We start from the raw sequence: 22344 nt of genomic DNA on the forward strand, positions 1-22344 counted from the left end.
GGTGCGGTGCCAAGTCGCATGCCCGGTTCGGGAAGCGGCTCCGGGGAAACGGGCCGGTCGAAAGACCGGAACCGCGCCCCGGGCCGACTTCACCAGCCGTACCTGGCACGTATGGCCAGGTGCGGCGCTCGGTCTCCGAACGCGGATGTGCTGATCCTGATCACAACCCGGCGGCTGACCGGCACGGGTCAGACGGCGGCAGGCTTCTGGTTGTCGCTTTGCTCTGCCGGCTTCTGCTGGTGCAGTTGTTCGCCCTCGACGTCGACGTTGGGCATGATGTTGTCGAGCCATGGGGGCAGGTTCCAGGCGCGGTCGCCCAGCAGGGCGAGAGCGGCGGGGACGATGGTCATTCGGACGATGAAGGCGTCGAACAGGACGGCGACGGCCAGGCCGAAGCCCATCATCTTGATCATGGCGTCGCTGGAGCCGATGAATCCCGCGAATACGCTGATCATGATGAGGGCGGCGGCGGTGACGACGCGGGCTCCGTGGTCGAAGCCGGTGATGATCGCCTGGCGGGCGTTCGCGCCGTGGACGTGAGCTTCGCGCATACGGGTGACGAGGAAGACTTCGTAATCCATGGCGAGGCCGAACACGACGCCCACCAGGAAGATCGGCATGAGGCTCATGATCGGGCCGGTCTGGTCGACGCCGATGAGGTCGGCGAGCCAGCCCCATTGGAAGACGGCGACGACCGCGCCGAGGGAGGCCGCCACCGACAGCAGGAATCCCAGGGCGGCCTTCAAGGGGACCAGGACCGATCGGAAGACCAGGACCAGCAGGAGGAATGCGAGTCCGACGACGAGCAGCAGGTAGGGCACCAGTGCGTCGTTGAGCCTGTCCGAGAAGTCGACGTTCATCGCAGTCGTGCCGGTAACCATCACCTCATCACCGGTCGTATCGCGGATGTCGGCAAGCAGGCTCTTGGTCTCCTGAGTGTCGGGGCCGGTTACGGGGATGACGGTCAGGACCGCGGTGATCCCAGCCCGGTCGAAGACTGCGGGGGTGACCGCTGCGATGTTGTTCAGGCCGTTCAGTGTCTTGCGGATATCTTCGGCGTGAGCCTCGACGTCGCCGTCGGTGCCGGCGTCGACGGTCACGAGCAGCGGTCCGTTGACTCCCGCGCCGAAGCCTTGGGCCATCACGTCGTAGGCGCGGCGGGGGCTGGTGTCGGTGGACTTCTGGCCGTCGCCGGGCAGGCCCAGTTCCAGGCCGGCGGCCGGGACCGCGATCAGCACCAGGCCGGCGGTGGCGGTGATCAGGACTGCTACCGGGCGCCGCAACACGAACCGGGCCCAGCGTGAGCCCATGCCCGGCCCGGCGGGGGCGGGGCCCTTCTTGCGGTCCTTGCGGCTGAAGACCTTGTCGCCGGCGAAGCCGAGCAGCGCGGGGATCAGGGTCAGTGCGATGACCACGGCGACGGCGACGGTGCCGGCCGCGGCCAGACCCATTTCGGTGAGGACCGAGATGTTCACGACCGTCAGCCCCGCCAGTGCGATGACCACGGCAATGCCCGCGAAGACCACCGCAGAACCCGCGGTGCCGACGGCCCGGCCCGCGGCTTCCTCGTTCTGCCTGCCCTGGGTCAGTTCGCCGCGGTAGCGGGAGACGATGAACAGCGCGTAGTCGATACCGACGGCCAGGCCCAGCATCGAGGCGAGTCCGGCGGCGTCGCCGGACAGGCCGAGCACCCTGGTCAGCGTGGTGATCGCGCAGACGCCGATGCCGACACCGATGATCGCGGTGAGCAGCGGCAGGCCGGCCGCGACAAGCGAGCCGAACGTGACCGCCAGGACGATCCCGGCGATGAGGATGCCGATGGCTTCTGTGCCGCCGCCTGCCTCAGCCTCGTAGGTCGCAGTGCCACCGACCTCGACGGTCAGCCCAGCGTCCCGGCCCCCCTCCAGCACGGTGTCCAGGGTGTGCTTGGACGCCTCGGTCAGCTCAGTCGGCTGGACCTTGTAGGTGATGGAAATGTACGCGGTGCTGGCGTCCTTGCTGACCGCGCCAGTGGTGTAGGGGTCAGTGACGTGTGCGGCCTGGTCGCTTCCCGAGCCGAGCTCCCTGACGGCGGCCGTGACAGCCGCCTGGTTGCCCGACGAGGTGATCTTGTGTCCGGCGGGCGCGCGGAAGACGATGTTGGCCTGAGCGCCATCGGCATTCATGTCGGGGAAGCGCTGCTCCAGCAGGTCGAACGCCTTCTGCGCTTCGATTCCCGGAATAGAGAAGCTGTCGTCGCCTGCGGTGTTCGCGGAAGCGGCGCCGATCCCGACGACAGTCAGGAGCGCCACCCAGAACAGAGCGACGGCCCGCCGTCGACGGAAGCAGAACCGGCCGAGCCGGTAGAGGAGTGTGGCCACGTGAATAGTCCTTGATCAATGAGTTGGCGCGCAGGACGCACCGCGGCACGGCTACATGGCGCGGCGCCTGCTGACGGCCGGGGTGACGGCGCGGTCTCGCCGGGGGTTGCCAGGTGCCGCATCGCAGCGACTCGCCCGCCGGTCGGACCGCTGTCCACAGCGGGCCCCGGCGGGTTCACGCGGGCCCTTGCCACGGAGTTGGGAGCGGGAGCCGCTTCGTCGGCGGCCGGGGCATCGAACCCGCTGGTGATCACGAAAGAGCAGCGCCACCGGGGTCACTGGCCCCCGATCCTGCTGACCTGAGGCTGGGCACCTTGTGCGGAGCGGGCGGCTACCCGCGCTTCAGGTCCGTTGGGCTGCTGCCCGGCCGGACGAGCCGGTTCGCTGCCCGTACGTGCTGAGTCGCCGGCCTGGGGTCGGCTCAGGTGTCAGTGCTGAAAAGCGGCCCGTTCGCCATCACGTCGCCGTGCGGGCGCCGGGCCGCTTTTCGGGAGCGGACGCCGGCTCAGTGACCGGCAGGGGTGGGCGAGATCTGCTGCATGAGGCTCATGAGGTCCGGTGCGACCCACTCCTCGGCGATCTGGCCGCCCTCGAAACGGTAGACCTCGACGCTCCGGTAGCTGACCTGGCGGCCGGTCGCCTCGAACTGCTGGAACGCGCCCTGGTGCGTGGCCTGGAAGTGGACCAGCACGGTCACCTTGTCGCCGACCCCGAACATGTCCTGAACGGTGATCTTCAGGTCGGGAAAGGCATCCTTCATGATCTTCGTGCCGTGAGACCAGATCTCGCGACCGTGCAGCGGGTCGGGCGATCCGGGGACGTTGGCGATGAAGTTCTCGGTCAGCATCTGGGCGGCCTCGTCGAGCTCGCCGCTCTCCACAAGCTGGTACGCGGTGCGCACCGAGGCCATGTTCTGCTCGACAGTGGTCGTCATCTCGGGTCCTCTCGGGTGTCTGCCCCGGAGCTCGTTGACGCTCCGGGTCGGATGACACTCAGTGAAAACCATGACGCTGCGTCAAGGTCAAATGGTCGCAGGGGCCGCTCGGCAGCATCCGCCGCAGGCGGTGCCGTTGCGCTGGCCCGTCGATCAGGTCACTCTTGACCTTGTCGCTACGTCATGGTTTGTACTGGGCTCATGCGAATCGGCGAGCTCGCCGCCCTTGTCGGGGTCACCCCGCGGGCCGTGCGGCACTACCACCACCTCGGGCTGCTGCCCGAGCCCCTGAGACTCAGTAACGGATACCGCGACTTCGGCATGCGCGAGGCCGTTCTGCTCGCCCGGATCCGGCGGCTGACCGAGCTCGGGCTCGGTCTCGACGAGGTGCGGGACGTCCTCGCGGACGACCAGGGGCGCGAGCTGGCCGAGGTGCTGCAGGAACTGGACGAAGATCTCGAACGACAGGAGAGCGCCCTGCGGGAGCAACGGGTGCGGCTGGCTCCCCTGCTGGCCGAGGCCCTCGCTGGCCGCCTCGACTCCGACGGGCCGGTGTCCCCGGAGTTCGCCACGCTGCTGCAAGGGCTGGGCGAGGTGACGCGCTCCCCGATAGCCGCACAGGACCGCGAACACCTGGCCCTCCTCGACGCCCTGGTCCCTGAGAGCGACCGGCGTCGGCTCATGGCCGCACTCCACGGAATGAAACAGCACGCCGACGAGGCATACGGCCTCCTGGACGCCCTCGCGGACGCCGAGCCGGACGACCCCCAAGTCGCCAGCACCGCAGCCGCACTCGCGGACTTCTTCCCCGACGACCTGGCAGCACATTTCCCCGACAAGAGCGCTGGAACCTTGGCCGACGGCATCTTCGCGGACCTGGCCCCGGCCCAGTCAGCCGCCATCGCCCGTGCGATGGAACTCGTGACCGAAAAGCAGAAAGGACCATCATGACGACGCTGGAAGGCCGGCCGACCGTGCCCCAGACCACCGCCCCCCGCCGCGGCCCGGCACTCCAGAAGCTCCGCGGCATCGCACTGGGCGCCCAGCTCGTGCTCCTCGCCTGTCTGAACGGCGGAGTGCCGATACCCGGCGCCGTCCTGCTCGGCGGCAAGCTGCTCCTGCTCGTACTCATCGGCGCCGAGGCATACTTCTGGCTGCGGCTGCGACGGCACGGACTGTCCCGGCGGGAGGCGCTCAAGCAGCTCGCGCCCGAGTCCGTTCTGCGCTTCGTCACCCACGAACTGCGGATCATGGCGAGCCTGCTCCGGTGGATCGGCCGCCGCCCGCACGGCGTCAACGGGGCCGACGCGGTCTTCACACACGGCCGCGACCAGGCCGCCATGATGTACGGCCTCACGTTCGCCTGCGTCATCGAGACCGTCGTGGTGTCCTTCCTCCTTGCCAACTGGCCTCTCGTTCACAGCATCTTCCTGGTCGTCGACGTCTACACCGTCCTGTTCGTCCTCGGCATGCACGCGGCCTCCGTCACACGACCGCACATCCTTGCCCACGGCGCCCTGCGCGTCCGGCAGGCAGCCCACGTCGACTTCCTCGTGCCGCTCGGCCAGATCACCTCCATCCGTCGCGAGACCCTGTTCACCCATGTGAAGAAGGACAACGAGCTGAACATGCCCATCGGCTCGCAGACCTCCATCACCCTCGAACTGACCGAACCGCTCAACGTGCCCAAGTTCCTCGGCGCCCCCCGCCCCGTACAGCTGATCAGGTTCCACGCCGACGACCCGAAGTCTCTGTACGACGCAGTCGCGCAGGCGCGAACCACACCCACAACCGCTTCGGACGCACAGGAGCCGTCCGCATCGACGACCAGGAGCACCAGGCCCCCACAGTCGGGGAGCTCCTCACCGACAACGGCAGGCGCACCGTCCTGAACGCCGACAGACCCGTCGCGCGTGCCCGACCGAGCCCGCAAGCCGAGCAACCCCCGGGGAGCGGCCCCGTTCCAGCACACGCCATCGAGTGCACCGAAGCGGGCAACGTCACTTGGCTGCGGTCTCACGGCCGGCGTCGCGGGCCGCGGCCAGGGCTTTGGCCTGCGCGTCGGCGGCGAGGTCCTGGAGGTGTTCCATACCGGGCGAGGTGGCGGCGAGGGTGAGCTCGCGTTCGATGACGACGAGGTCGGCCTGCCATACGTCGGCGAGGATCCGCTTGAGGTAGGGGGTGGAGTGGTCCCAGCCTTCGCGCGGAGTACCGGGGGCGTAGCCGCCGCCTCGCACGGTGGCCAGGACGGTCGGCTTGTCCTTGAGAACCGGGCTGCCCAGGGGCGCCCCGGCGATGACCAGGTCGACCCAGGTCTTGAAATGCTGGGAGATGCCGAAGTTGTACAGCGGCACGGCCAGTACCACCGCCTCGGCGGCCTCGAGTTCCGCGTTGAGCAACCCAGCGAGGGTGAGCGCATCGCGTTGGGCGGGAGTGCGGTCGGGTTCGGGCGTCAAGTTGCCGGTGTGGGCCTGCGCCCAGGCGTCGGCGGGCAGTGGGTCGGTGCCCAGATGGCGGCGTACCACGGGCACGTCCGGGTGGACTGCGGTCCACTCCGATACCACGAGGTCGGCGAGTTCGGCGCTGGCGGATGTGCCGGGAAGGATGCTGGCGTCGAGTCGGAACAGGCTCATGACGTCTCCATGGTGCTGGTCTTGGTGTGTGTGGCAGCGCGGTTCCGGAGCATTCAGCGCCCTCTGCGGATATAGGCGCGGAGCGACAGCGGGACGAAGATCACCAGCAGCGCGGCCGACCAGAGCAGGACCGTGTTCACCGGATGCTCGAGTGGCCAGGCCACGTTTCCGGACGGGGCGCCCGGGTTGCCGAACAGCTCCCGTGCGGCGGCGGTGAGCGCGCTCACTGGGTTCCAGTCGGCTAGAAAGCGCAGCCAGACCGGCATGCCGTCGGTCGGGACGAACGCGTTCGACAACATCGTGAACGGCAGGCCCAGCGGCACCATCGCGTCGGCGACCTGGTCGTTCTTCACTGCAAGGCCCACATAGACGCCCACCCAGCTCAGCGCGTACCGCAGCACGATCATCAGCAGGAACGCCTGGACGGTCGGGATCAGACCGCGGTGCGGCTGCCAGCCCACGAGCAGGCCCGTGCTCACCATCACGGCCAGCATCATCAAGCCCGTCAGCATGTCGGCGCCGGTCTGCCCGTACGGCACCGCCAAGCGCGCCATCGGCATGGAGCGGAACCGGTCCATCACACCGCGGGAGGCATCGGCGGCCATCCGCGTCATGACCCCCAACCACGCGGAGAACGTCACCATGGCGAAGAGGCCAGGCATGAGGTACTCGCGGTAGTCGCCGCCTTCCGGCACCTTGATCGCGCTGCCGAAGACGTACCCGAACAGCACGACCATGACAGCCGGGAAGATCAACGCCGCGACGATTTCGCCGGGAGCTTGCCGCAGCCGTCCCAGCTCGCGGCCTACCAGGGTCAGCCCATCGGTGAACGTCCATCGCAGGCGGTGGCCCAGCGGCGGGGCGAGGTCGTTCATCAGACCAGCTCCTTTTGGCCGGTGAGGCGCAGGAATACCTCGTCGAGGGTGGGGCGGCGCAGCTGTACGTCGGCCGCGGCGACACCGGCTCGGTCGAGCTCGCGCACGATGTCGGTGAACCGCAAGCTGCGGCCCGGCAGGGCGACGCTGAGGCGGTCGGCGCCAGTCACCGTGGGGTCGATCCCGGCCAGAGCCTTCAGCACGGACGCCGCCGGATGGAGGGTGGCGGGGTCTTCGAGTTCGACGTCGAGGCGGTCGCCGATGGTGGCCTTCAGTTGGTCGGGGGTGCCCGTGGCGATCACCCGTCCGTGATCGACGACGGCGATGTCGTCTGCCAGCTGGTCGGCCTCGTCCAGGTACTGCGTGGTGAGCAGGACCGTGGTGCCGTCCACCACCAGCTCGCGGATACTGTCCCAGATATCGCCGCGGCTGCGCGGGTCCAGGCCAGTGGTCGGCTCGTCCAGGAAGAGCACCTCGGGGCGCAGGATGAGGCTGGTGATCAGGTCAAGGCGCCGCCGCATGCCGCCGGAGTAGCCGGCGACCTGCCGATCGGCAGCGTCCATCAGGCCGAAGCGTTCGAGCAGCTCGTCGGCCCGCCGACGCGCCTCGTGCCGGGACAGGTGGGAAAGGCGCCCGAACATCCGCAGGTTGCCACGGCCGGTGAGCTTCTCGTCCACGGCGGCATGCTGGCCCGCGAGCCCGATCCTGGCGCGCACCTTGCCGGCCTCGCGGACGACGTCGTGTCCGGCGATGTGGGCATGCCCGGCATCAGGATCGGACAAGGTCGCCAGGATCCGCACCGCGGTCGTCTTGCCCGCTCCGTTGGGCCCCAGCACACCGCAGACCGTTCCTCTCGGGACACTCAGGTCCAAACCCCTTAGGGCTTGGGTATCGCCGAACGACTTGTGCAGCCCTTCGGCGACCACGATCGGATCAGGCATAACCCCTCCACTGGGTACCTTGTACGCGGTCATGGCGGCCACGGTAAACGACTGGGTACTATGTACGCAACCAAGGAGGCGGAACGGTGGCTGACGCCGAGTACGTGAACATCTGGATGCGGCCCGAGCGCGCGGCCTACGGGCCGACTCCCGTCTACAGCCGCGCGAAGATCACCGAGGCGGCCGTCCGGATCGCCGACACCGAGGGTCTCGAGACCGCCACCATGCGGCGGATCGCCACCGAGATCGGCGCCGGCGCGATGTCCCTCTACCGGTACGTCCCGAACCGCGAGAACTTGGTCGAGCTCATGGCCGACCAGGTGATGGGCGAGATCGACGTCACGGACATGCCCTCGGGTGACTGGCGCGCTGACCTGACCCACTACGCCGGCGAGCATCGGACCATGTGGATCAGGCACCCGTGGATCACCACCGTGCAGCGGTCACTTCCCAGCTTTGGTCCCAACCAACTGCTCTTGGTCGAACGGCTGATGGGGGTGCTCGACCCCTTCGTCCCCATCGACGAGAACCTCGGCCTCGTGGCCCTGCTGAACAGCTACGTCGAGGGCACCGTCCGCGAGGAGATCAGCACGGCCAGGGAAGTCCGACGCAGCGGGCTCAGCGAGTCGGAATGGATGGAGCGGAGCTACCCGTACGTCGACCGGCTGGTGAAGAGCGGGGAGTACCCGATCTTCACCAAGATCGTGATGGAGGCGCGCCAGCCGCACCTGAGCCGCGACGACCAGTTCCGGTACGGGCTCCAGCGTGTTCTCGACTGCATCGCCGCGGCCCTCCCATCAACGGCGGAGTCCGAACGGGACGGGCCAGGGCAGGCTCGTAGTCGACCATCCGAGGGGGCATGAACACGGGTGATCTCTGGTCGTATCCGCCACGTCGCCGGCGGGTGCCCCGATAGCGCGAAGGGGCGTGTGGGTCCCTTCCTAGATGAACTCGCTCATGTTTCTACGTGACAGCTTCCTGACGTTCGACGATGGAAGTAGGGCCGTCGAGGATTGCCTTGAGGCCGAATTCGAAGAGCGCGTCGAGACGCAGGTCGTAGCCGTCCTCGAATGCTGCGACCACCTTGGTGAAGGTCGAGAAGCGGCCGGATTCCACCAGTTCTTGGAGAGCGGGGGCGCGGCTGTCCATCCATTGGTCTTCCGACTGGCCCGTGGAGGCTTCGGCATCCGCTTCCATCTCCAGGTGCACCGCCAGGCCCTGGACAGGGCTGTAGAGCAGGACGTGGATGTCGAACAGCGTCGTGGGGTCGAGGCCGTGGCCGTCGAGGGCGCCGAGCGGGCGTGTGCGGGAGCCGAGCCGGGCCAGCCACGGGTGCTTGCGGTACAGGCTCCACAGGGTCCTGGAACCCAGCTCGATGCGGGCACGCCAACCCTCGGGGGCGTCCGCGCGGTAGGGCTCCTCGCCGAACGCGGCGTCGGCCATGTGCGGGACGAGATCATCCTTGCTCGGGACGTACCGATAGGTCGACATCGCCGCGACGCCGAGCCGGGCCGCGGCGCCACGCAGGGAGAGCGCCGAGAGCCCTTCGGCGTCGGCGATCTGGATGGCGGTACGGACGATCCGGGCGAGGCTCAATGAGCCCGGCGACCCGGTCCAGCAGAACGTTCATCTCGGCCCGGGCCGGTCACCGGCCCGGCGCAGCTCCACCCGGGCCGACGTCGTCCCGAGCAGGAAGAGGCGGCTCAGGGATCATCGGCTCCCGCCCGCTTCCCTCGGCCTCCGGGGCGAGATCGGCAACCGCCTGCTTGTACCGAACCTGGTTGGGGTTCGACCGCAGAGGCCCAAGGAGAGGCAGGACGGAAACCACCAACCAAGCAAGGGGTGTCACGCCGACCCATACGAACCCGATGACCAACGCCACGAAGCAGAACAGAGCCACGCCAGGACTGGGACCGGGGTCCTCCTTCACCAGCCAACCGAGCGCGTAGAACTCCGCCGAGCAGAGCAGGGCGGCCAACACGTTGGACAGCAACAGGTACACGGCCATGCCGAGCAGCCGCCACTCCCCATTCCGCAGCGCTTCCAACTCACGCTCTGTCTGCTGGATCTGCTCCCGCGTCGGGGTGGCACCATCGGCGTAGAGGGCGTCCACCGCCTCGCGACCTCGGGCCGCCCGCACGTATATCTCCCGAATCCGGGCCCTGTGAGTGGTGAGCTCGAAAGCGGCGACAAGAATGATCACGGGCGCGACAGCCGCCACCGTGGTTGCGTAGCTCTCAGACATCCTCATTGCCGCAGTGTCGCTGAAAGTCGTCCCCCCAACTGGCCCTTTCCAGAGGGGACCTGTGTCGCCGAACGGACTTCCCTGGTCGGTGAACAGGTTCTGCCGACGGTAGCGCCGCGCCACAATGTCGGCGGCCAGGCGATGACGTGGTCCAGCAGCGCCCAGATCACGGCCAGCTCGCTGCGGATCGCCGTGCCCGGGTCCTGGACCAGCACCCGCACCGCCCCCACCACGAGGGAGGCGACGGCCACCATGCGCACCTGCTGGTCGGGAGTGAGCCAGGTGGCTGCCGGGGCCGCGCACGGCACCGCAGCGAGCACGGTCATCGCTTCCGAGTCGGCCCCGCCCTGGCCCTCGATGAAGGTCCAGTCCGGGCCCGGCCGGTTCTCGTCCCTTGGATCGAGACCGGCCGTCACGGACTCGACGGCGGCCGCGAGGGACTCGCCCAGGATGGTGTCCGGTGGCGCGGGCAGCGACCGGAGCCAGGCGGCCGCGCGGCGCCCCACGGCAGCAGCCGCCGCCAGGGCCTCGGCCTCCCCCTCCCACGGCTCGTACGGAACATCGCTGGGGGCGGGGAGGTGCGAAAGCGTCATGCCCGGCTAACCGCCCCGGACGCCGTACGGGCACAGCCCACAAGAGGCTCCTGGCCGTGGCAGCCCCGGAGACGGGCCACAGCGTGACGTGCCGGGCGATGAGGCGTTTGACCGGGCATGAGCCGACTTCTCCGCGTCCTGGCCGTGGGCCTCACCGCCACCGCCTTAGCGATCAGCCTGGACGTCCCCGCGCACACCGCCGCCTCCGCCTGCACCCACCACTTCTCCGGCCCGCAGGTCTGCATCTCCACCAACGGCCCGTCGGGCAGCGAGAACCCCGGGCGGGTGACCACGGCCTGGACCAACCCCCCACGGGACAAGGCGTCCGCGACGGTGCACATCACCGAGCGCGGCGGCCAGCGCTACACCCTCACCGCCAGCCGCCAACGCGGCCAGCTCATCGCCACCTTCACCCCCGGCGCCCTCCCGGACGGCAAACTCTGCGCCCGCTACCGGTGCCCTTCGGGGTCTTCGACCCCCACGCCGAAGCCGAAAGGTGGCTATGAGCACGCCCGCGAGCATGACGCCGCAGCCGGACACCGAGGACCTGGCCCCGCCGGACTCCCCGCTGACCACCAAGGAGGGCTGGCGCCGCTACCTCGAGCACGAGACCGCGGCGCCCACGCTGCTGGGCGCCGCCGAGCGGGCCGCCCTGACCGCGCGGGAACGGGGGCGCCAGGATGATCAGCGGCGGGAGTATCACGCGGACCTTCCGCTGGTGAACACGCCGACGATCCGCAAGGTCATATCCACCTCCCGCCTGCTGGTTCAGCTCAACCGCCATCAGGTCTCCGCCCGCCGCGGTGTGATCCTCTCCGGCGCCTCCGGCACCGGGAAGACGACGGCGCTCACGCAATTGGGCCGCGCGCACGAGCTGGCCACGCGCAGACGGCACCCGCGCGACCGCTCCCGGCTGCCGGTCCTCTACGTCACCGTCCCGCCGGCCGCCACACCGAAGATGCTCGCGACGGAGTTCGCCCGCTTCTTCGGGCTGACGTTCCCCGCCCGCGCCACCCACACCGACATCGTGGACGCGGTCTGCGCCACCGCCGCCCACGTCCACGTCGACCTGGTCCTGGTAGACGAGCTGCACAACCTCAACCTCGGCTACCGGGCCGGGGCGGAAGCCTCCGACCAGTTGAAGTACTTCGCCGAGCGCCTGCCCGCGACCTTCGCCTACGCGGGCATCGACGTCGAGAGTCAGGGCCTGTTCGCCGGCACCCGGGGTCGGCAGATCGCCGGGCGCTTCGTTGTCATCCCCGCCGCTCCGTTCTCCTACGCCACCAACGCCGACAAGGACGCCTGGCGGGGCCTGGACAGCACCCTGGAGACGATGCTCCGCCTCCACGAGCACGCGCCGGGCACGCTCACGGCGATGAGCGACTACCTCTTCCACCGCACCGGCGGAATGATCGGCAGCCTGTCCCAGCTCATCCGCGGCGCCACCGTGCTGGCCATCGAGGACGGCAGCGAGGCCGTCACCGAGGAAGTGCTCGAACTCGTTCCCGTCGACTTCGCCGCCGAGCAGTCCGAACAGCTCACCGCCCCGGCCAAGGCGACCGGGCGGCGGAGGCGCGCGGCCTGATGCTCCTGCGCACGCTGCCCGACCCCGTTCCTCCCGCCCGGCAGGAGATCCCCCCGTCCTACATCAGCCGACTGGCCATCCTGCACGGACTGGACGTCGACGGTCTGTGGTCGCAGGTCACCCGCCCCGCCTATCCCGGCGCCGGTCGCCGCGTCGTCGTCCCCGAACGGCTCGCCGCGCTGACAGGCCGCAGCGTCCACGCTCTGCCCGGGGCCATGCCGGAACTACGCGATGCGCCGCCGAACTGGGAGATGTTCCGCCATCAGCCGCAGACCGGCTGCCACCTCTGCGACGCCCGCCACCCCGGCGGGCGGGTCGTCCGGCTCCTGCCCCACCACACCTACGTCTGCCTGCGGCACCACACCTGGATCGGCCCGCCCGACATCGACCACCCCGCCGTCGACCTCACCCGACTCCCGGACATCGTCGACGCACAGCGGCGCCACCTGCTCATGCTGCGGCGCTACGGCTGGGCCGCTACCTATGACGCGGTGCTGACCGGCCTCATGCTCTGCGCGCACATCTGGTCCCCGGACGGGCGCCCGGTTGCCTTCGGCACCTGGGACACCTGGGACGCCTGGGACGACCGCCTGGACATCCTGATCCCTTTCGACCAGGAGAAGCAGGACTACGCCGACTTCAGCACCTCCCGCCTGTTCGCCGCGGTCTATCCCGAGGCCGTCTCCCTCGCGCCGCTCATCGCCTCGGCCTCCTGGCGGCGCCTGGCCGGCGGCACCGAGGCGGAGCAGAACCGGTTCTTCGCGGAGGTCGCCCGCCGCGTCACCTACCCCTACAAGCCGCCCGACCGCAGCAGCGATGCCGTCGCGCACTGGGCCCTCGCCGACTCCTGGCGCCCGCCCAGCTGGCCCCTGATCACCTACACGCCCGGCCGCGTCCGCGGCACCCTCCCCGGCCTCGCGGCCAACCGCCTCGCCCGCACGAGAGGAGTGCGAAGTGGTTCAGCCGCAGCCGCCGCAACCAAGGTCGTTACCTCCTCTTCCATGGACACCTCAAGCCGGTTCTTCTCCGCGAGCGCGAAGACCAGTACGTGAAGTGGGAGGGCACCGTCTGGCACAGCGAGCGCACCGACGACCTGATGAAGGACGCGGTCGCGAAGATGCGCCGAGCGGCCGACGAGGAGCAATGCTCATGACCTGTAAATCGGCTGGGGTTGGACGCGAGAGGCGTACGGAAACGCCGAAGACCGCGACCATGGGGCCAGGTTCCCCAAGGCGGTGAAGAAGATCACCGACAATGTCAACGAGCTGCTGACGTTCTGCTACCAGCCCGCCGAGCACTGGATCCACCTACGCACCACGAACCCAATCAAGTCGACCTTCGCCACCTTCCGCCTGCGAACAAAGGTCAGCGAGGCGCCAGCAGCGCGGGCGCCGCCCTGGCCATGGTCTTCAAGCTCGTCGAGTCCGCACAGGCCCGCTGGCGGGCGGTGAACGCTCCTCATCTCGGCGCCCTTGTCCGCGCCGGAGCCCGGTTCGAGGGCGGTCTCCTTGTCGAACGCTCCGAGATCCTCGCGGCATGATCGAAGCCGCGAGGATCGGAGCGACGGTCAGGCGTGGGACTACTGCACGCGGGACTGCCGTGGGGTGTGGGGCCTTCCCCCGTGAGCGCGCAAGGCTTCTGTGAACCACGTGAACACCGGTGCCAGGCTGGGCGGGGCGGGCCATCCGTTGATGACGGCCAGCAGGTGCCAATAGCGTTCCGCGCGGGGGTCGCCAGCGATCTCCAGGCGAGTCAGCAGCCAGTGGCGCAAGTCGGCGTCGTCGGCGCGGCTGAAGGTGTGCGCGTAACGGGCGGTGAGGGCGTCAATGATGGGTGCGGCCTCGGCCGAGGCCGGAGCGATGCCGGCCTCGAGCGCGCGGCCGACGCTGTCGCGGACGGTCTCGGTGAGGTCGTGGTGCAAGCCGGTGACGTCGCCTTGGGCGCGCTCGGCTGCCTGGTACTCCGCCATGCGGCGGACGGCGGCGCGGAAGTCGGGATCCTGGGTGAGTTCGGCGAGTTCCACCCAGGCGTCGACCTGATGAGGTTCGGGGTCGTCCGGCAGTTCGGGCATGGCCGAGCGAATCATGTCGACGAAGTCGGCGTTGGCGTCGAACCCGCCGAAGGTGTCGTCGATGAAGTCGGTGATGAGGCGTCGTCGTTCGTCGTCGGAGAACTTGGCAAGCTTGTGCATGAGGTCCATTTCCTCGGGGGTGGAGTCCCGTTTGGCCACCGCTCGCAGCACCGCGCGCCGCAGTCGGAGAGTGCGGATCTGTACCTCCAGGGCGTCGGCGTGTGCAGCCGCGACCTCGGGCACCGAAACCTCGCGGTCCAGCACCTGCCGGATGACAGCGAGGTCGAGCCCCAGGTCACGCAGGGTGCGCACCAGATCCAGACGCGCCAGTGCGCCGATGTCGTAGAGACGGTAGCCAGCCGGGCTGCGGTCCGTCGGCGGCACGATTCCGGTGTCGGAGTAGAACCGAATGGTCTTGACCGTCAGCCCGGTCCGCCGGGCCAGGGCCCCAATCGTGAAGAGCGTGTCGCCGTCCATGCCTGCACCTTCGTGCCTCCCCCTACGGGAGACTCAAGCCCAGTCTCCACGCTGGTGCTTCCACCCCACTGGGTCGCCAATCCACAGGTCTTGACAATGACTCGCCGACGAGAACGATTCCGGCCTGCCGCACCGACGCCCGGAAAATGCAAGACCGACTGACACACGTCGGGGCCGCCAGCCTCGCGTCAATCCTTCATCTTCCAGCTGGCCGCCGGACGTCACTGCAACGTCGAGTGGGAAGGGACACCTCGCACTCTGCTCGATTCGGCCGTCGCGCCACTGAGCAACCTGACCCACACTGTCCTGAGCCGGGCGTTCGATGACCTGGGCACACCACAGATTCCTCAGAGTGCCGGCAGCAAGTCGATGCGGGTTGAGATAAGTCTTCGCCAAATACCCGACGCGGGCAGGCGCAGCGGGCCTAGGCGACGTGGGTGGCGGCCAGCGCAGCCAGGAGGTGGCGCGCAAGGGCGCCGTGGGTCTGCTGGAGCAGGTCGGGCACCATCTGGCCACGCCGACCGCGCGGGCCCGGTTCGTGCGCATCATCACCGAACTGGGCAACAGCAAGGCGCTGACGGTGCGTGGGCGGGCCGAGCTCCTGGACGCCGTACGGGACGTGATGGAACCGGAGTCGGTGTTCGCCGCCAGCGGCCTCGTTCGCGCGCTCGGGCCCGCGCAGACACCAATGACCGCCGAAACGGTCGTGACGCGCGTCGAGGCCCTGCGTGACGCGCTCAGCCGCACCCTGGACGGGAAGGTGGACGGCGCGCTGCTGGAGCGGGCCATCCACCGCGCTTGCACGGCCAACTACCTCGCCCAGCACTCTGGCCTCGTCGCAGAGGCCGGCCAGCTAGCCCACCTCTTTGGCGAGCCCACGCTCCAGGAGCAGTTCGACCAGGCCGGGCGGCAGCTGCTGCTCGTCCTCGGCATGGAACTGGTCCACTACCGCACCCGGACGCGCTCTGACGCGGTCTAACGGCGGGCCCCGGGAGGGGTGTCCCGCCCGAGGCCCGCAGCACGGGTCTTCGGTCAGCTCGTGGGCGGCCGGACTGCTCGGCCTGTGCGGTGTGCCTGCGGGAGCCGCCGAGAGAGCCGCGGTCTGCCTAGCAGACGGCCGACTTCCCCTTCGGCCTGTTCCGCATCGGCGTCGCGCTGTATGGGGAGCACCAGTACCCAGGTGACCTCGGCTTTGCGCGGGTCCCGGCGGTGCTCGTCGACCCGCGCCCTGACAGTGCCGAGACCACGGCCCGTGGACCCCGTGTAGAGCAGGTCGAACGTTCCCGAACCGAGGAGGTAGACCGCCTGATGCTCGTCGCCCGCGTAGTCGGGTAGAGCCCACAGGGCGATCTTGGCCGGTTGCCGGCGCAGCAGCCGGTCTCCCAGGGCGTCTGCGGCCAGGTCGTAGGACCTGCGCAGGGGTGTGCCTGGCAGCAGTGGGGCGGTCCCTGGGGGAAGCGTCGTCACAGGGTGTCCCCTTCGCCTGGTTCCTCGGGTCGGCTGAGGTTGGCGTCCGCCTCCTTCTGCTCCCGTTCCTGCAGATTCATCTTCAGGCCCTTCAGTCGGAAGGCCACTGTGTCCGCATGCTCGTGGAGCGCGGCCATCAGCGCCGCCGGGCATGTGATCTTGGAAAGGCTCGCCTTGTGCAGCGTCTGAACGGACGTCTCGGCGGCCCGCAGCTGGCTGGGCAGGACCTCCAGCGCCTCGGCCACCGGGTTCGCCTGCTTGGCGCGCTCGTGCAGCCTCTTCTGTTCCCGCTTCTCCGCCTGCCCCTTCTCGATGCTGGCCGCGAAGGTGCGGATGTACGCGCTGTCGGCGTCTGAGTCCTCCAGCGGGCCGTACGGGGACTGTGGGGAGATCCGACGGGGGTTGGCGCGTCGGCGTTCATCGAAGGAGGTCACGAACGCCGTGATGTTCTCTTCCAGCTGCGCGGGGCCCCACGGTGAGGCGTGCATCATCTCCAGGACAACCGACACCGGGGCCGTGGTGAAGGCGGCCGGGATGTCCTCCTCCGGCAGCTCCTCGGTCTGGCGGCCGGATCCTGTGTCCGTGCGCAGTGCCCCCGTGAACGTCGTGGCGATGGCACCGACGACGAGGAGGAAAGCGATGTGGTTGCCAAGCGTCGCGTCGTCGGTCTCGATTCGCTTGTCGTCGTTCACGAGCCCCTGGGGCGCGGCGGCGGCTGCCTTGCTGACAGCCTCTGCGGATTCCTTCAGCTGCTCCTTCGTCACCCGGTAGTCCGGCAGGCGGTCCTTTCGGTTCCATACGTGCTTGGGGACAGCATCGCGGGTCCACGCGCGCTGTCCGATCTCAAGTCGGGACTGCTGGTGCTCGTTTCCCTTCCAGTGCTTGCGGTCGAGAGACTGCAGGGGGCGGCTGATGACGGCTCCGGCCAGCTCGCTGAACTGCTTGACATTGCACCGGCTGATCTTCAGTTCGCGGCGCAAGGTCGCGGCGATGTGCGGGCGCCATGTGGGATCGATCAGATCGGCGATGGCCTGGTAGGCCCAGTCGAGGTAGTCCCATCCGCTGCGGAGCGGGCCGCGATCCTGCTGGCGCTGGCGCTCGATGAGGGACGGTGGCGCGGCCTGTGTCAAGTCGGACAGCACAGCCTCGTGGATGGTGCGGCGCTTGGAGGTGTGGGAGTGGGCCTGCTGCTGGTGGTGGATCAGGCTGACGACCTCCATCACGAAGCGGTGCACGTCCACATCAAGGGCTGGGCTCCAGAGCTCGACATCGCACTGCAGGGCGCGCCAGCGGGCAGCGGTCTCGCCGACGCGCGTGGCGAAGCTAACCTCGCCCTCACTGCGGGCTTCCTCGGGCTGAGCACGGAGACGGGTCGACTCTTCGCGCAGGTCGCACAGTTCCCCGTTGACTTCACGGGCTTTCTCGCGGATGAGGTCGCCGACGCTGTCCTGGGTCATGACCGCGCATACGCGGGATCCAGGCCCAGGATGGCGAAGGCGGCAGTGGTGCGCGAGATGCCGTCCACGGTGAGGAAGCGTCGGGTCTCCTTGCCGTCATGCCGGATCACGAGGGGGACCATGATGATGCGGTCCGAGATGCCCTCGGTGGCGATCATAAAGCGTTTGTCGTTGCGCTCCTGGGTCTGGTCGGTGATGCGGCGGACGGCGACTTCGAGTCTGTCCTGACTGTCGACATCGAGGACGAGCCAGCCGTCCTCACTGCCGAACCTGCCGGCGCTGATGACGAGGTCGTCCAGGTCCGGCAGGGTGTCACCGCTCTGGATCGCCTCGATGAGCTGGTCGTAAAGCGGGTCGGCGGGGGATGCCTCGGCATCGGCCAGGCGCGGTTGCAGAACGAGAGCGCCAGCGAGGGGGCTCGACTGAAACATCCGCAGCTCGGCCCTGTCCCCGCTGGGCAGCGTCTTGGGGAACTTGGCGCGTATGTGCTTGGCTGCCTCGGGGCCGAGGGCGGTGGCGGCGACGAGCTCGCCGAGCGGGTCGCCCTTGAACTGCTTGACGAGCGCGGTGCGAGCCTGGCCGGTAGGGGGCTGAATCGGCTGCAGGCGGTTCAGGAGCCCGTGCGGGTCGACGGCGGGTGGCGGGATGAAGGCCTGTGCCATCGAGGTTCCTTCCAGCCAGCTCCGCAGCAAAGGCGGCGGGGCGGCAGCGGGTACGGGAGTACGCGGCTACGGCCCCAGGCCTGGATGGCAGGCAGGAGTCCGACAGGAACGACACGATGCGGAGGCGGTCGGTCGTCTGTTCCCGCTCGGAGCACCGCACACCCGTTCCGGATGCCGGTCGGGCAGCGGAAACGGCTTCACACGCCGACCGTGACCGAGGCGTGGGAGAGCGTGCGGCACTACCCGGGCGGGCAGTCTCATAACAATTGAACCGTCAGAAAGGACCGTCCGAGCCTCTGTTCGGGATTTGCCCGGAAAAGTACCGCTGCTGTCTCGTCGCGGCCCCCGGGGCCGACCGCGTACGGCCGGGAACGGTTAGGCCGAACCATTTCCGGGACTCCTATTCGATTGTGGCGGTCCTTGAGGAGTACCGGCGCCGGGTGGCCGTTGGGTGTTCGGTTTGCTGCACCCGGGCCGGGGGTGGGTCAGCGTTTGATGCGTGAGCGGATGGCGAGGACCCCGAGGGCTAGGAGGGTGGGTTCGAGGAGGCGGGAGGTCATCTCGATGTAGGTGCCGGCGGTGGTGAGGTTCTGCCCGCTGGAGCGGAAGACCACCGAGTTGACGGCGACGCGGGTGGCTTTCTCCGCGCGGGCCCACGTCATGCGCTGCGGCAATCCCCCGTGCAGAGCAGGGGTGGGGGTACTGGTGTTGAGGCTGATCTTGCTGCCGTTGAGGGTTCCGCTGGTAGCGGGGTCGGGGGCGTTGGTGGGCAGGCCGAACCCCATCAGGAACAGCACGGTCAGGGACATGGCGGCGAGCAGCCAGGTGAAGGCGCGCCAGGCGCGCAGGCCGTAGCCGGACAGCAGCCAGTACCACCACAGCAGGCGGCGTTCTCCCTTCGTGGTGCCGGTCGGGTCGTGGCGGCGCATCTCGCATTCGCCGTAGTAGAAGTCGGCGGCACCGGGTTCGTTCTTGCCGTCCTCGAACGCCTTGCGCAGCTGCCGGTACAGTGCGGCAACGTCTTCCGGGCCAGGGGTGCGGGCGGGGCCGGTGTGGTGTGGTCCGGGACGCCACAGGTGGGGCTCGGGGTCTTCGCCCGCGGAAAGGGCGGGCTGGCCGGCGGTGTAGGCGCGCCAGTGGTGTTCCTCGGCGAGGACACGGCGGCGGGTGAAGCGCCCCGGCCGGGTGCTACGGCGGTGCCAGCCGGTGGGGGCGGGGGCGAAGGTGGTGCGGCCTTCCAGACGGATCTGGTCGAGGTGGAAGGCCCCGGAGAACAGGCAGTCGGTGAGGTCGGTATCGGTCAGCACCAGGTGCGCGGCGTCCACGCCCTGCACCGAGACGACCCGTGCCCGGTCGGAGCTGCGAGGCGGCGTGACGGGGCCTGTCAGCAGGTCCTCCCCCACCGTCCTGCCTGCGTGGGTGAAGGGGGCGGTGTGGGTGATGACGGCTGCGGGGGCAGTCAGGACCGCGTGGCTGAGGTCCACAGTCGCGTACCGCACCCGCACGGTGGCTGTCGACTCCCACCGCGTCCGCTCACACACCACCTCCCTTGCGGCTATCTCCAGCGTCACTGGCGGCACAAACACCGCTCCGGACAACACCACCTGCCCCGCACACACCAATGGTCCCAAATCCGACGCACCCTCAAAGTGCGTCCTGTCGAATCTGGCGGCGCCGGAGAACTTCGTCCCGACGAACCACGCGTCGCTGGAGAACTGCGCCTCGACGAACACGGCGTTGGCGGAGAACCGCGTCCCGCTGAACCGGGCGTCGCTGGAGAACTGCGCATCGACGAACATGGCGCGGCGGGAGAACTGCGCCTCGACAAAGCTGGCGTCGCCGAGGAACTGCGCCCTGCTGAACCGGGCGTCGCCGAAGAACTGAACTCCGTGGAACTGGGCGTTGCCGGAGAACTGCGCACCGATGAAATTGGCTTCGCCGAAGAACTGCGCACCGATGAACAGGGCGCGGCCGAGGCGGCGTTTGCCGGTGGAGGGGTCGTGGAGAGCGTGGAGAAGGTCCTCCAGCAGATCTTGAGTGAAGGGAGTGCCGCGGTGGTCTATGTCGGCGCCGGGGGCCAGGCCGGTCAGGTAGTCGGTGCGGGTGGTGTCGGTAAGGTGGGCCAGGCATACCGTGTGGCCGGGGACGTGAGAGCCGCGGCAGCCGACCGGGTCGCCGGCCGAATCCGCGCCGTGCCCGCAGGGCTGCCGGGACAGCAGTAGAGAGGTACTCATGGTGCGGCGGCTCCAAGGACATTTGGCAGATGCCCGTATGGACGCTCTGCGGGCCGGTGCCGGTTCAGGCCCGGGGGCCCACAACAGGCTGGCCGCCAACGCGAGATCACCGGCGAGGTCGAACACCTCCACGCCCCCGCACTCCGGCGCACATCTCGTCAGGTCCACCACGCTACGAAGACTCGGTCCCGTGCCACGTGATGGCGGGCGAGACCAAAGGCGTGTACGGGCACGGAACGACTGCGGTACCGCCAGTGTTCTGAGCGGCTCAACCGCAGCGCCCGGCGGTGCGTGGGTCTCGCGGTGGGGTCCGGCCCGGGGAAGGCTCGGCGTCGTACGAAGCCGATGGTGGGCAGCGGGGGGGAAGGCGGGTGCTGCCCCGTGCCGGGTGCGGCGCGGGGCAGGGGGTCCGTTGGCGCGGGTCAGGCGGCCGGACGGACGGTGAGGTCGGCGGCGGTACCCGCGAAGCCGGGAAAGACCCGCCCGCCCGCAGCCCTCCAGCCACGACGTCGCCACCCCGACGGTCGAGCCGACCCTCCTCCTCCGGCAGTCGCGAAGGCGCGCCTTGCTCATCGACTGCGGTGCGGCCCTGCCCGCCCGCGCTGGCAGCCGGGAGGTGAAGGCGGAAGGCGTCACACTGGGCGGCCGTCCGGTGTTGGCGCAGTGGGCGCGGCCCAGGCCGTCGGGCTTGTCGGTGAAATTCGAGGACGACGAGGAAGTTCACGGGTTGGCCGTTGACCTGCCAGGCGATGGCCTGCGGCAGGAAGGCTTTCAGGGTCTGCGCCAAATCCCGGCCTCTGGCACGCGCCGGGTGCCCTGGACCGGACGGTCTGTCCAACGGCATGGCGGTCCGTAGTCGGGCGGCCGGCCCTCGGAACCTCTTCAGGTGGGCTTCACCGCAGGTGGGCGGCGGGCGGTGAGGAGACGGCGGCACAGGGCGGGTTTTCGTCGTCACTGCCGGGGCAGGAACCGGTCGATCAGGTATCGGACCGCGCTCGTGATTGCCTGGACCCGGAAGTACGCCTCGCCGGCATCCGACGTACCCGGGTGAGGACCGTTGGTGTGAGTGATCCACCACAGCCCCCTGATGAAAGCACCGCCGTCCCGTTCGGGAAGGTGGTCCTGATCGATCAGGTACGCCAGGGCGAGGCCCCCGTCGCCCTGTTTCCTGGAGGTGAAGCCCCGGCTCGCGGCAACCTGGACGATGACAGCCTCGAACGTGGAGCGAATCTGGCCGTTTGCCGCTTCGAAGCGCTGTTCGACGAGATTGTCCACCGCCTGCTGGTAGGAGTTCTTCGCCACCGTCATCCCGAGCTGGTCGAAGTCGGCCTCCAGTGCCGTGATCTGGTCGCTGAGCGGAGTCTTCGGCTCGTCCAGGGGCAGCAGGCGGACACTCGCCAGCTCTCCTGTGTAGTCGGCGCGCAGGTCGATGCCGTCGGCGCGCAGGGCCTCGCGCAGCTGCCAGAAGGGGGTGGCTGCGGCGATATCGTGCGGGTCGACCGGAGCCACGCGTTCGGCGACCAGTCGGACGAACTCCGCGAGTCCTTGGCGTGCGGCCGAGTCGCTGGGCTCGGCTTTGCGTTTGGCCTCGTAGATCGTGTCAGTGATCAAGTCCTGCTTGCTGTAAGAATTCCGGGGGGCGTAGACGTCGAGCCCGGCTTTCATCAGAAGCAGTCGCAGGTCGGACTTGGAGAACACGTCCTTGGCGATCTCAGCGGCGCAGCCGAGAGCAGGCGAGGAGAGCAGGCGCATGCCGCAAGTCTGCCTAGTGGCTGCTGTCGTTGTCCCCTGCTTTACTCCGGAAGCCCGC

At 69.0% G+C, this 22344-nt stretch carries 20 protein-coding genes and 1 pseudogene; 7 read left to right on the plus strand and 14 right to left on the minus strand.

Annotated features, from left to right (window positions below):
- Window positions 1–188: 188 nt before the first annotated feature.
- Both ACFWRV_RS06645 and ACFWRV_RS06650 read right to left on the minus strand, forming a co-directional pair.
- Window positions 189–2360: an MMPL family transporter gene (locus tag ACFWRV_RS06645; protein WP_384329194.1), complete on the minus strand. Its 2172-nt coding sequence runs from the start codon at window positions 2358–2360 to the stop codon at window positions 189–191.
- A gap of 505 nt (window positions 2361–2865) precedes the next feature.
- Window positions 2866–3294, minus strand: a complete 429-nt coding sequence (locus ACFWRV_RS06650) for an ester cyclase (RefSeq protein WP_384329197.1) — start codon at window positions 3292–3294, stop codon at window positions 2866–2868.
- Window positions 3295–3495: 201 nt separating this feature from the next.
- On the opposite strand from ACFWRV_RS06650, the gene ACFWRV_RS06655 reads away from it, so the two are divergent.
- Window positions 3496–4245: a MerR family transcriptional regulator gene (locus ACFWRV_RS06655; protein ID WP_384329200.1), complete on the plus strand. Its 750-nt coding sequence runs from the start codon at window positions 3496–3498 to the stop codon at window positions 4243–4245.
- Window positions 4242–5186 (plus strand): hypothetical protein, encoded by a 945-nt coding sequence (locus tag ACFWRV_RS06660; RefSeq protein WP_384329203.1) that lies wholly within the window; start codon window positions 4242–4244, stop codon window positions 5184–5186. Before ACFWRV_RS06655 ends, ACFWRV_RS06660 begins: the two co-directional genes overlap by 4 nt.
- 108 nt (window positions 5187–5294) lie before the next feature.
- Here the strand turns inward: ACFWRV_RS06660 and ACFWRV_RS06665 are convergent, their stop codons facing one another.
- From ACFWRV_RS06665 to ACFWRV_RS06675, 3 genes are read right to left on the minus strand one after another with little or no spacing between them, the layout of a single operon-like run.
- On the minus strand, window positions 5295–5927 hold the full coding sequence (locus ACFWRV_RS06665; RefSeq protein ID WP_384329207.1) for an FMN-dependent NADH-azoreductase: 633 nt from the start codon (window positions 5925–5927) through the stop codon (window positions 5295–5297).
- Window positions 5928–5980: 53 nt separating this feature from the next.
- The gene (locus tag ACFWRV_RS06670) at window positions 5981–6802 is read right to left on the minus strand and encodes an ABC transporter permease (protein WP_384329210.1); all 822 of its coding nucleotides are present in this window, start codon (window positions 6800–6802) and stop codon (window positions 5981–5983) included.
- Window positions 6802–7776 (minus strand): ATP-binding cassette domain-containing protein, encoded by a 975-nt coding sequence (locus tag ACFWRV_RS06675; RefSeq protein WP_384329213.1) that lies wholly within the window; start codon window positions 7774–7776, stop codon window positions 6802–6804. Before ACFWRV_RS06675 ends, ACFWRV_RS06670 begins: the two co-directional genes overlap by 1 nt.
- Window positions 7777–7829: 53 nt before the next feature.
- Between ACFWRV_RS06675 and ACFWRV_RS06680 the strand changes: the two genes are divergently transcribed.
- Window positions 7830–8606 (plus strand): TetR/AcrR family transcriptional regulator, encoded by a 777-nt coding sequence (locus tag ACFWRV_RS06680; protein ID WP_384329216.1) that lies wholly within the window; start codon window positions 7830–7832, stop codon window positions 8604–8606.
- Window positions 8607–8706: 100 nt separating this feature from the next.
- Here ACFWRV_RS06680 and ACFWRV_RS06685 read toward each other — a convergent pair whose 3' ends face one another.
- The 3 genes from ACFWRV_RS06685 to ACFWRV_RS06695 are packed head-to-tail and all read right to left on the minus strand — an operon-like array spanning window position 8707 to window position 10581.
- The gene (locus tag ACFWRV_RS06685) at window positions 8707–9339 is read right to left on the minus strand and encodes a TetR/AcrR family transcriptional regulator (protein WP_384329218.1); all 633 of its coding nucleotides are present in this window, start codon (window positions 9337–9339) and stop codon (window positions 8707–8709) included.
- A gap of 49 nt (window positions 9340–9388) precedes the next feature.
- The gene (locus ACFWRV_RS06690) at window positions 9389–9994 is read right to left on the minus strand and encodes a hypothetical protein (RefSeq protein WP_384329221.1); all 606 of its coding nucleotides are present in this window, start codon (window positions 9992–9994) and stop codon (window positions 9389–9391) included.
- Complete coding sequence (locus ACFWRV_RS06695; RefSeq protein ID WP_384329223.1) at window positions 9991–10581, minus strand: hypothetical protein; 591 nt, start codon at window positions 10579–10581, stop codon at window positions 9991–9993. Before ACFWRV_RS06695 ends, ACFWRV_RS06690 begins: the two co-directional genes overlap by 4 nt.
- A 502-nt stretch (window positions 10582–11083) precedes the next feature.
- Here ACFWRV_RS06695 and ACFWRV_RS06700 point away from each other — a divergent pair.
- The 3 genes and pseudogenes from ACFWRV_RS06700 to ACFWRV_RS06710 form a co-directional block, all read left to right on the plus strand.
- The gene (locus ACFWRV_RS06700) at window positions 11084–12166 is read left to right on the plus strand and encodes a TniB family NTP-binding protein (protein ID WP_384329226.1); all 1083 of its coding nucleotides are present in this window, start codon (window positions 11084–11086) and stop codon (window positions 12164–12166) included.
- Entirely contained in the window at window positions 12166–13218 is a 1053-nt protein-coding gene (locus tag ACFWRV_RS06705) for a hypothetical protein (protein WP_384329229.1), read from the plus strand. Before ACFWRV_RS06700 ends, ACFWRV_RS06705 begins: the two co-directional genes overlap by 1 nt.
- A gap of 156 nt (window positions 13219–13374) precedes the next feature.
- Window positions 13375–13706 (plus strand): annotated as a pseudogene (locus tag ACFWRV_RS06710) (transposase); the annotation flags it as partial.
- Window positions 13707–13745: 39 nt separating this feature from the next.
- Here the strand turns inward: ACFWRV_RS06710 and ACFWRV_RS06715 are convergent.
- Entirely contained in the window at window positions 13746–14714 is a 969-nt protein-coding gene (locus tag ACFWRV_RS06715; protein WP_384329232.1) for a MerR family transcriptional regulator, read from the minus strand.
- Window positions 14715–15147: 433 nt separating this feature from the next.
- Here ACFWRV_RS06715 and ACFWRV_RS06720 point away from each other — a divergent pair, with 433 nt between their 5' ends.
- Entirely contained in the window at window positions 15148–15693 is a 546-nt protein-coding gene (locus ACFWRV_RS06720; RefSeq protein WP_384329235.1) for a hypothetical protein, read from the plus strand.
- A gap of 53 nt (window positions 15694–15746) precedes the next feature.
- Here ACFWRV_RS06720 and ACFWRV_RS06725 read toward each other — a convergent pair whose 3' ends face one another.
- The 5 genes from ACFWRV_RS06725 to ACFWRV_RS06745 all read right to left on the minus strand — a co-directional run bounded on the left by ACFWRV_RS06725 (window position 15747) and on the right by ACFWRV_RS06745 (window position 22286).
- Window positions 15747–16181, minus strand: a complete 435-nt coding sequence (locus ACFWRV_RS06725; protein ID WP_384329238.1) for a hypothetical protein — start codon at window positions 16179–16181, stop codon at window positions 15747–15749.
- Window positions 16178–17638: a hypothetical protein gene (locus ACFWRV_RS06730; protein ID WP_384329241.1), complete on the minus strand. Its 1461-nt coding sequence runs from the start codon at window positions 17636–17638 to the stop codon at window positions 16178–16180. Before ACFWRV_RS06730 ends, ACFWRV_RS06725 begins: the two co-directional genes overlap by 4 nt.
- Complete coding sequence (locus ACFWRV_RS06735; RefSeq protein WP_384329243.1) at window positions 17635–18300, minus strand: hypothetical protein; 666 nt, start codon at window positions 18298–18300, stop codon at window positions 17635–17637. The genes ACFWRV_RS06730 and ACFWRV_RS06735 overlap by 4 nt, the downstream gene beginning before the upstream one ends.
- A gap of 485 nt (window positions 18301–18785) precedes the next feature.
- A complete protein-coding gene (locus ACFWRV_RS06740; RefSeq protein WP_384329246.1) occupies window positions 18786–20534 on the minus strand; it encodes a pentapeptide repeat-containing protein in 1749 nt (582 codons plus the stop codon).
- A gap of 951 nt (window positions 20535–21485) precedes the next feature.
- Window positions 21486–22286: a hypothetical protein gene (locus tag ACFWRV_RS06745; protein ID WP_384329249.1), complete on the minus strand. Its 801-nt coding sequence runs from the start codon at window positions 22284–22286 to the stop codon at window positions 21486–21488.
- Window positions 22287–22344: the final 58 nt, after the last annotated feature.

Origin of the sequence: Streptomyces sp. NPDC058576 (assembly GCF_042718715.1) — a bacterium.
Taxonomy (GTDB): domain Bacteria; phylum Actinomycetota; class Actinomycetes; order Streptomycetales; family Streptomycetaceae; genus Streptomyces.

What these genes read in the sequence shown, in the direction of transcription:
- ACFWRV_RS06660 (WP_384329203.1), top strand. Translation starts at nt 4,242, where the DNA reads ATGACGACGCTGGAAGGCCGGCCGACCGTGCCCCAGACCACCGCCCCC.
- ACFWRV_RS06695 (WP_384329223.1), bottom strand. Translation starts at nt 10,581, where the DNA reads ATGACGCTTTCGCACCTCCCCGCCCCCAGCGATGTTCCGTACGAGCCG.
- ACFWRV_RS06670 (WP_384329210.1), bottom strand. Translation starts at nt 6,802, where the DNA reads ATGAACGACCTCGCCCCGCCGCTGGGCCACCGCCTGCGATGGACGTTC.
- ACFWRV_RS06700 (WP_384329226.1), top strand. Translation starts at nt 11,084, where the DNA reads ATGAGCACGCCCGCGAGCATGACGCCGCAGCCGGACACCGAGGACCTG.
- ACFWRV_RS06715 (WP_384329232.1), bottom strand. Translation starts at nt 14,714, where the DNA reads ATGGACGGCGACACGCTCTTCACGATTGGGGCCCTGGCCCGGCGGACC.
- ACFWRV_RS06730 (WP_384329241.1), bottom strand. Translation starts at nt 17,638, where the DNA reads ATGACCCAGGACAGCGTCGGCGACCTCATCCGCGAGAAAGCCCGTGAA.
- ACFWRV_RS06735 (WP_384329243.1), bottom strand. Translation starts at nt 18,300, where the DNA reads ATGGCACAGGCCTTCATCCCGCCACCCGCCGTCGACCCGCACGGGCTC.
- ACFWRV_RS06740 (WP_384329246.1), bottom strand. Translation starts at nt 20,534, where the DNA reads ATGAGTACCTCTCTACTGCTGTCCCGGCAGCCCTGCGGGCACGGCGCG.
- ACFWRV_RS06745 (WP_384329249.1), bottom strand. Translation starts at nt 22,286, where the DNA reads ATGCGCCTGCTCTCCTCGCCTGCTCTCGGCTGCGCCGCTGAGATCGCC.
- ACFWRV_RS06665 (WP_384329207.1), bottom strand. Translation starts at nt 5,927, where the DNA reads ATGAGCCTGTTCCGACTCGACGCCAGCATCCTTCCCGGCACATCCGCC.
- ACFWRV_RS06650 (WP_384329197.1), bottom strand. Translation starts at nt 3,294, where the DNA reads ATGACGACCACTGTCGAGCAGAACATGGCCTCGGTGCGCACCGCGTAC.
- ACFWRV_RS06705 (WP_384329229.1), top strand. Translation starts at nt 12,166, where the DNA reads ATGCTCCTGCGCACGCTGCCCGACCCCGTTCCTCCCGCCCGGCAGGAG.
- ACFWRV_RS06690 (WP_384329221.1), bottom strand. Translation starts at nt 9,994, where the DNA reads ATGAGGATGTCTGAGAGCTACGCAACCACGGTGGCGGCTGTCGCGCCC.
- ACFWRV_RS06655 (WP_384329200.1), top strand. Translation starts at nt 3,496, where the DNA reads ATGCGAATCGGCGAGCTCGCCGCCCTTGTCGGGGTCACCCCGCGGGCC.
- ACFWRV_RS06675 (WP_384329213.1), bottom strand. Translation starts at nt 7,776, where the DNA reads ATGACCGCGTACAAGGTACCCAGTGGAGGGGTTATGCCTGATCCGATC.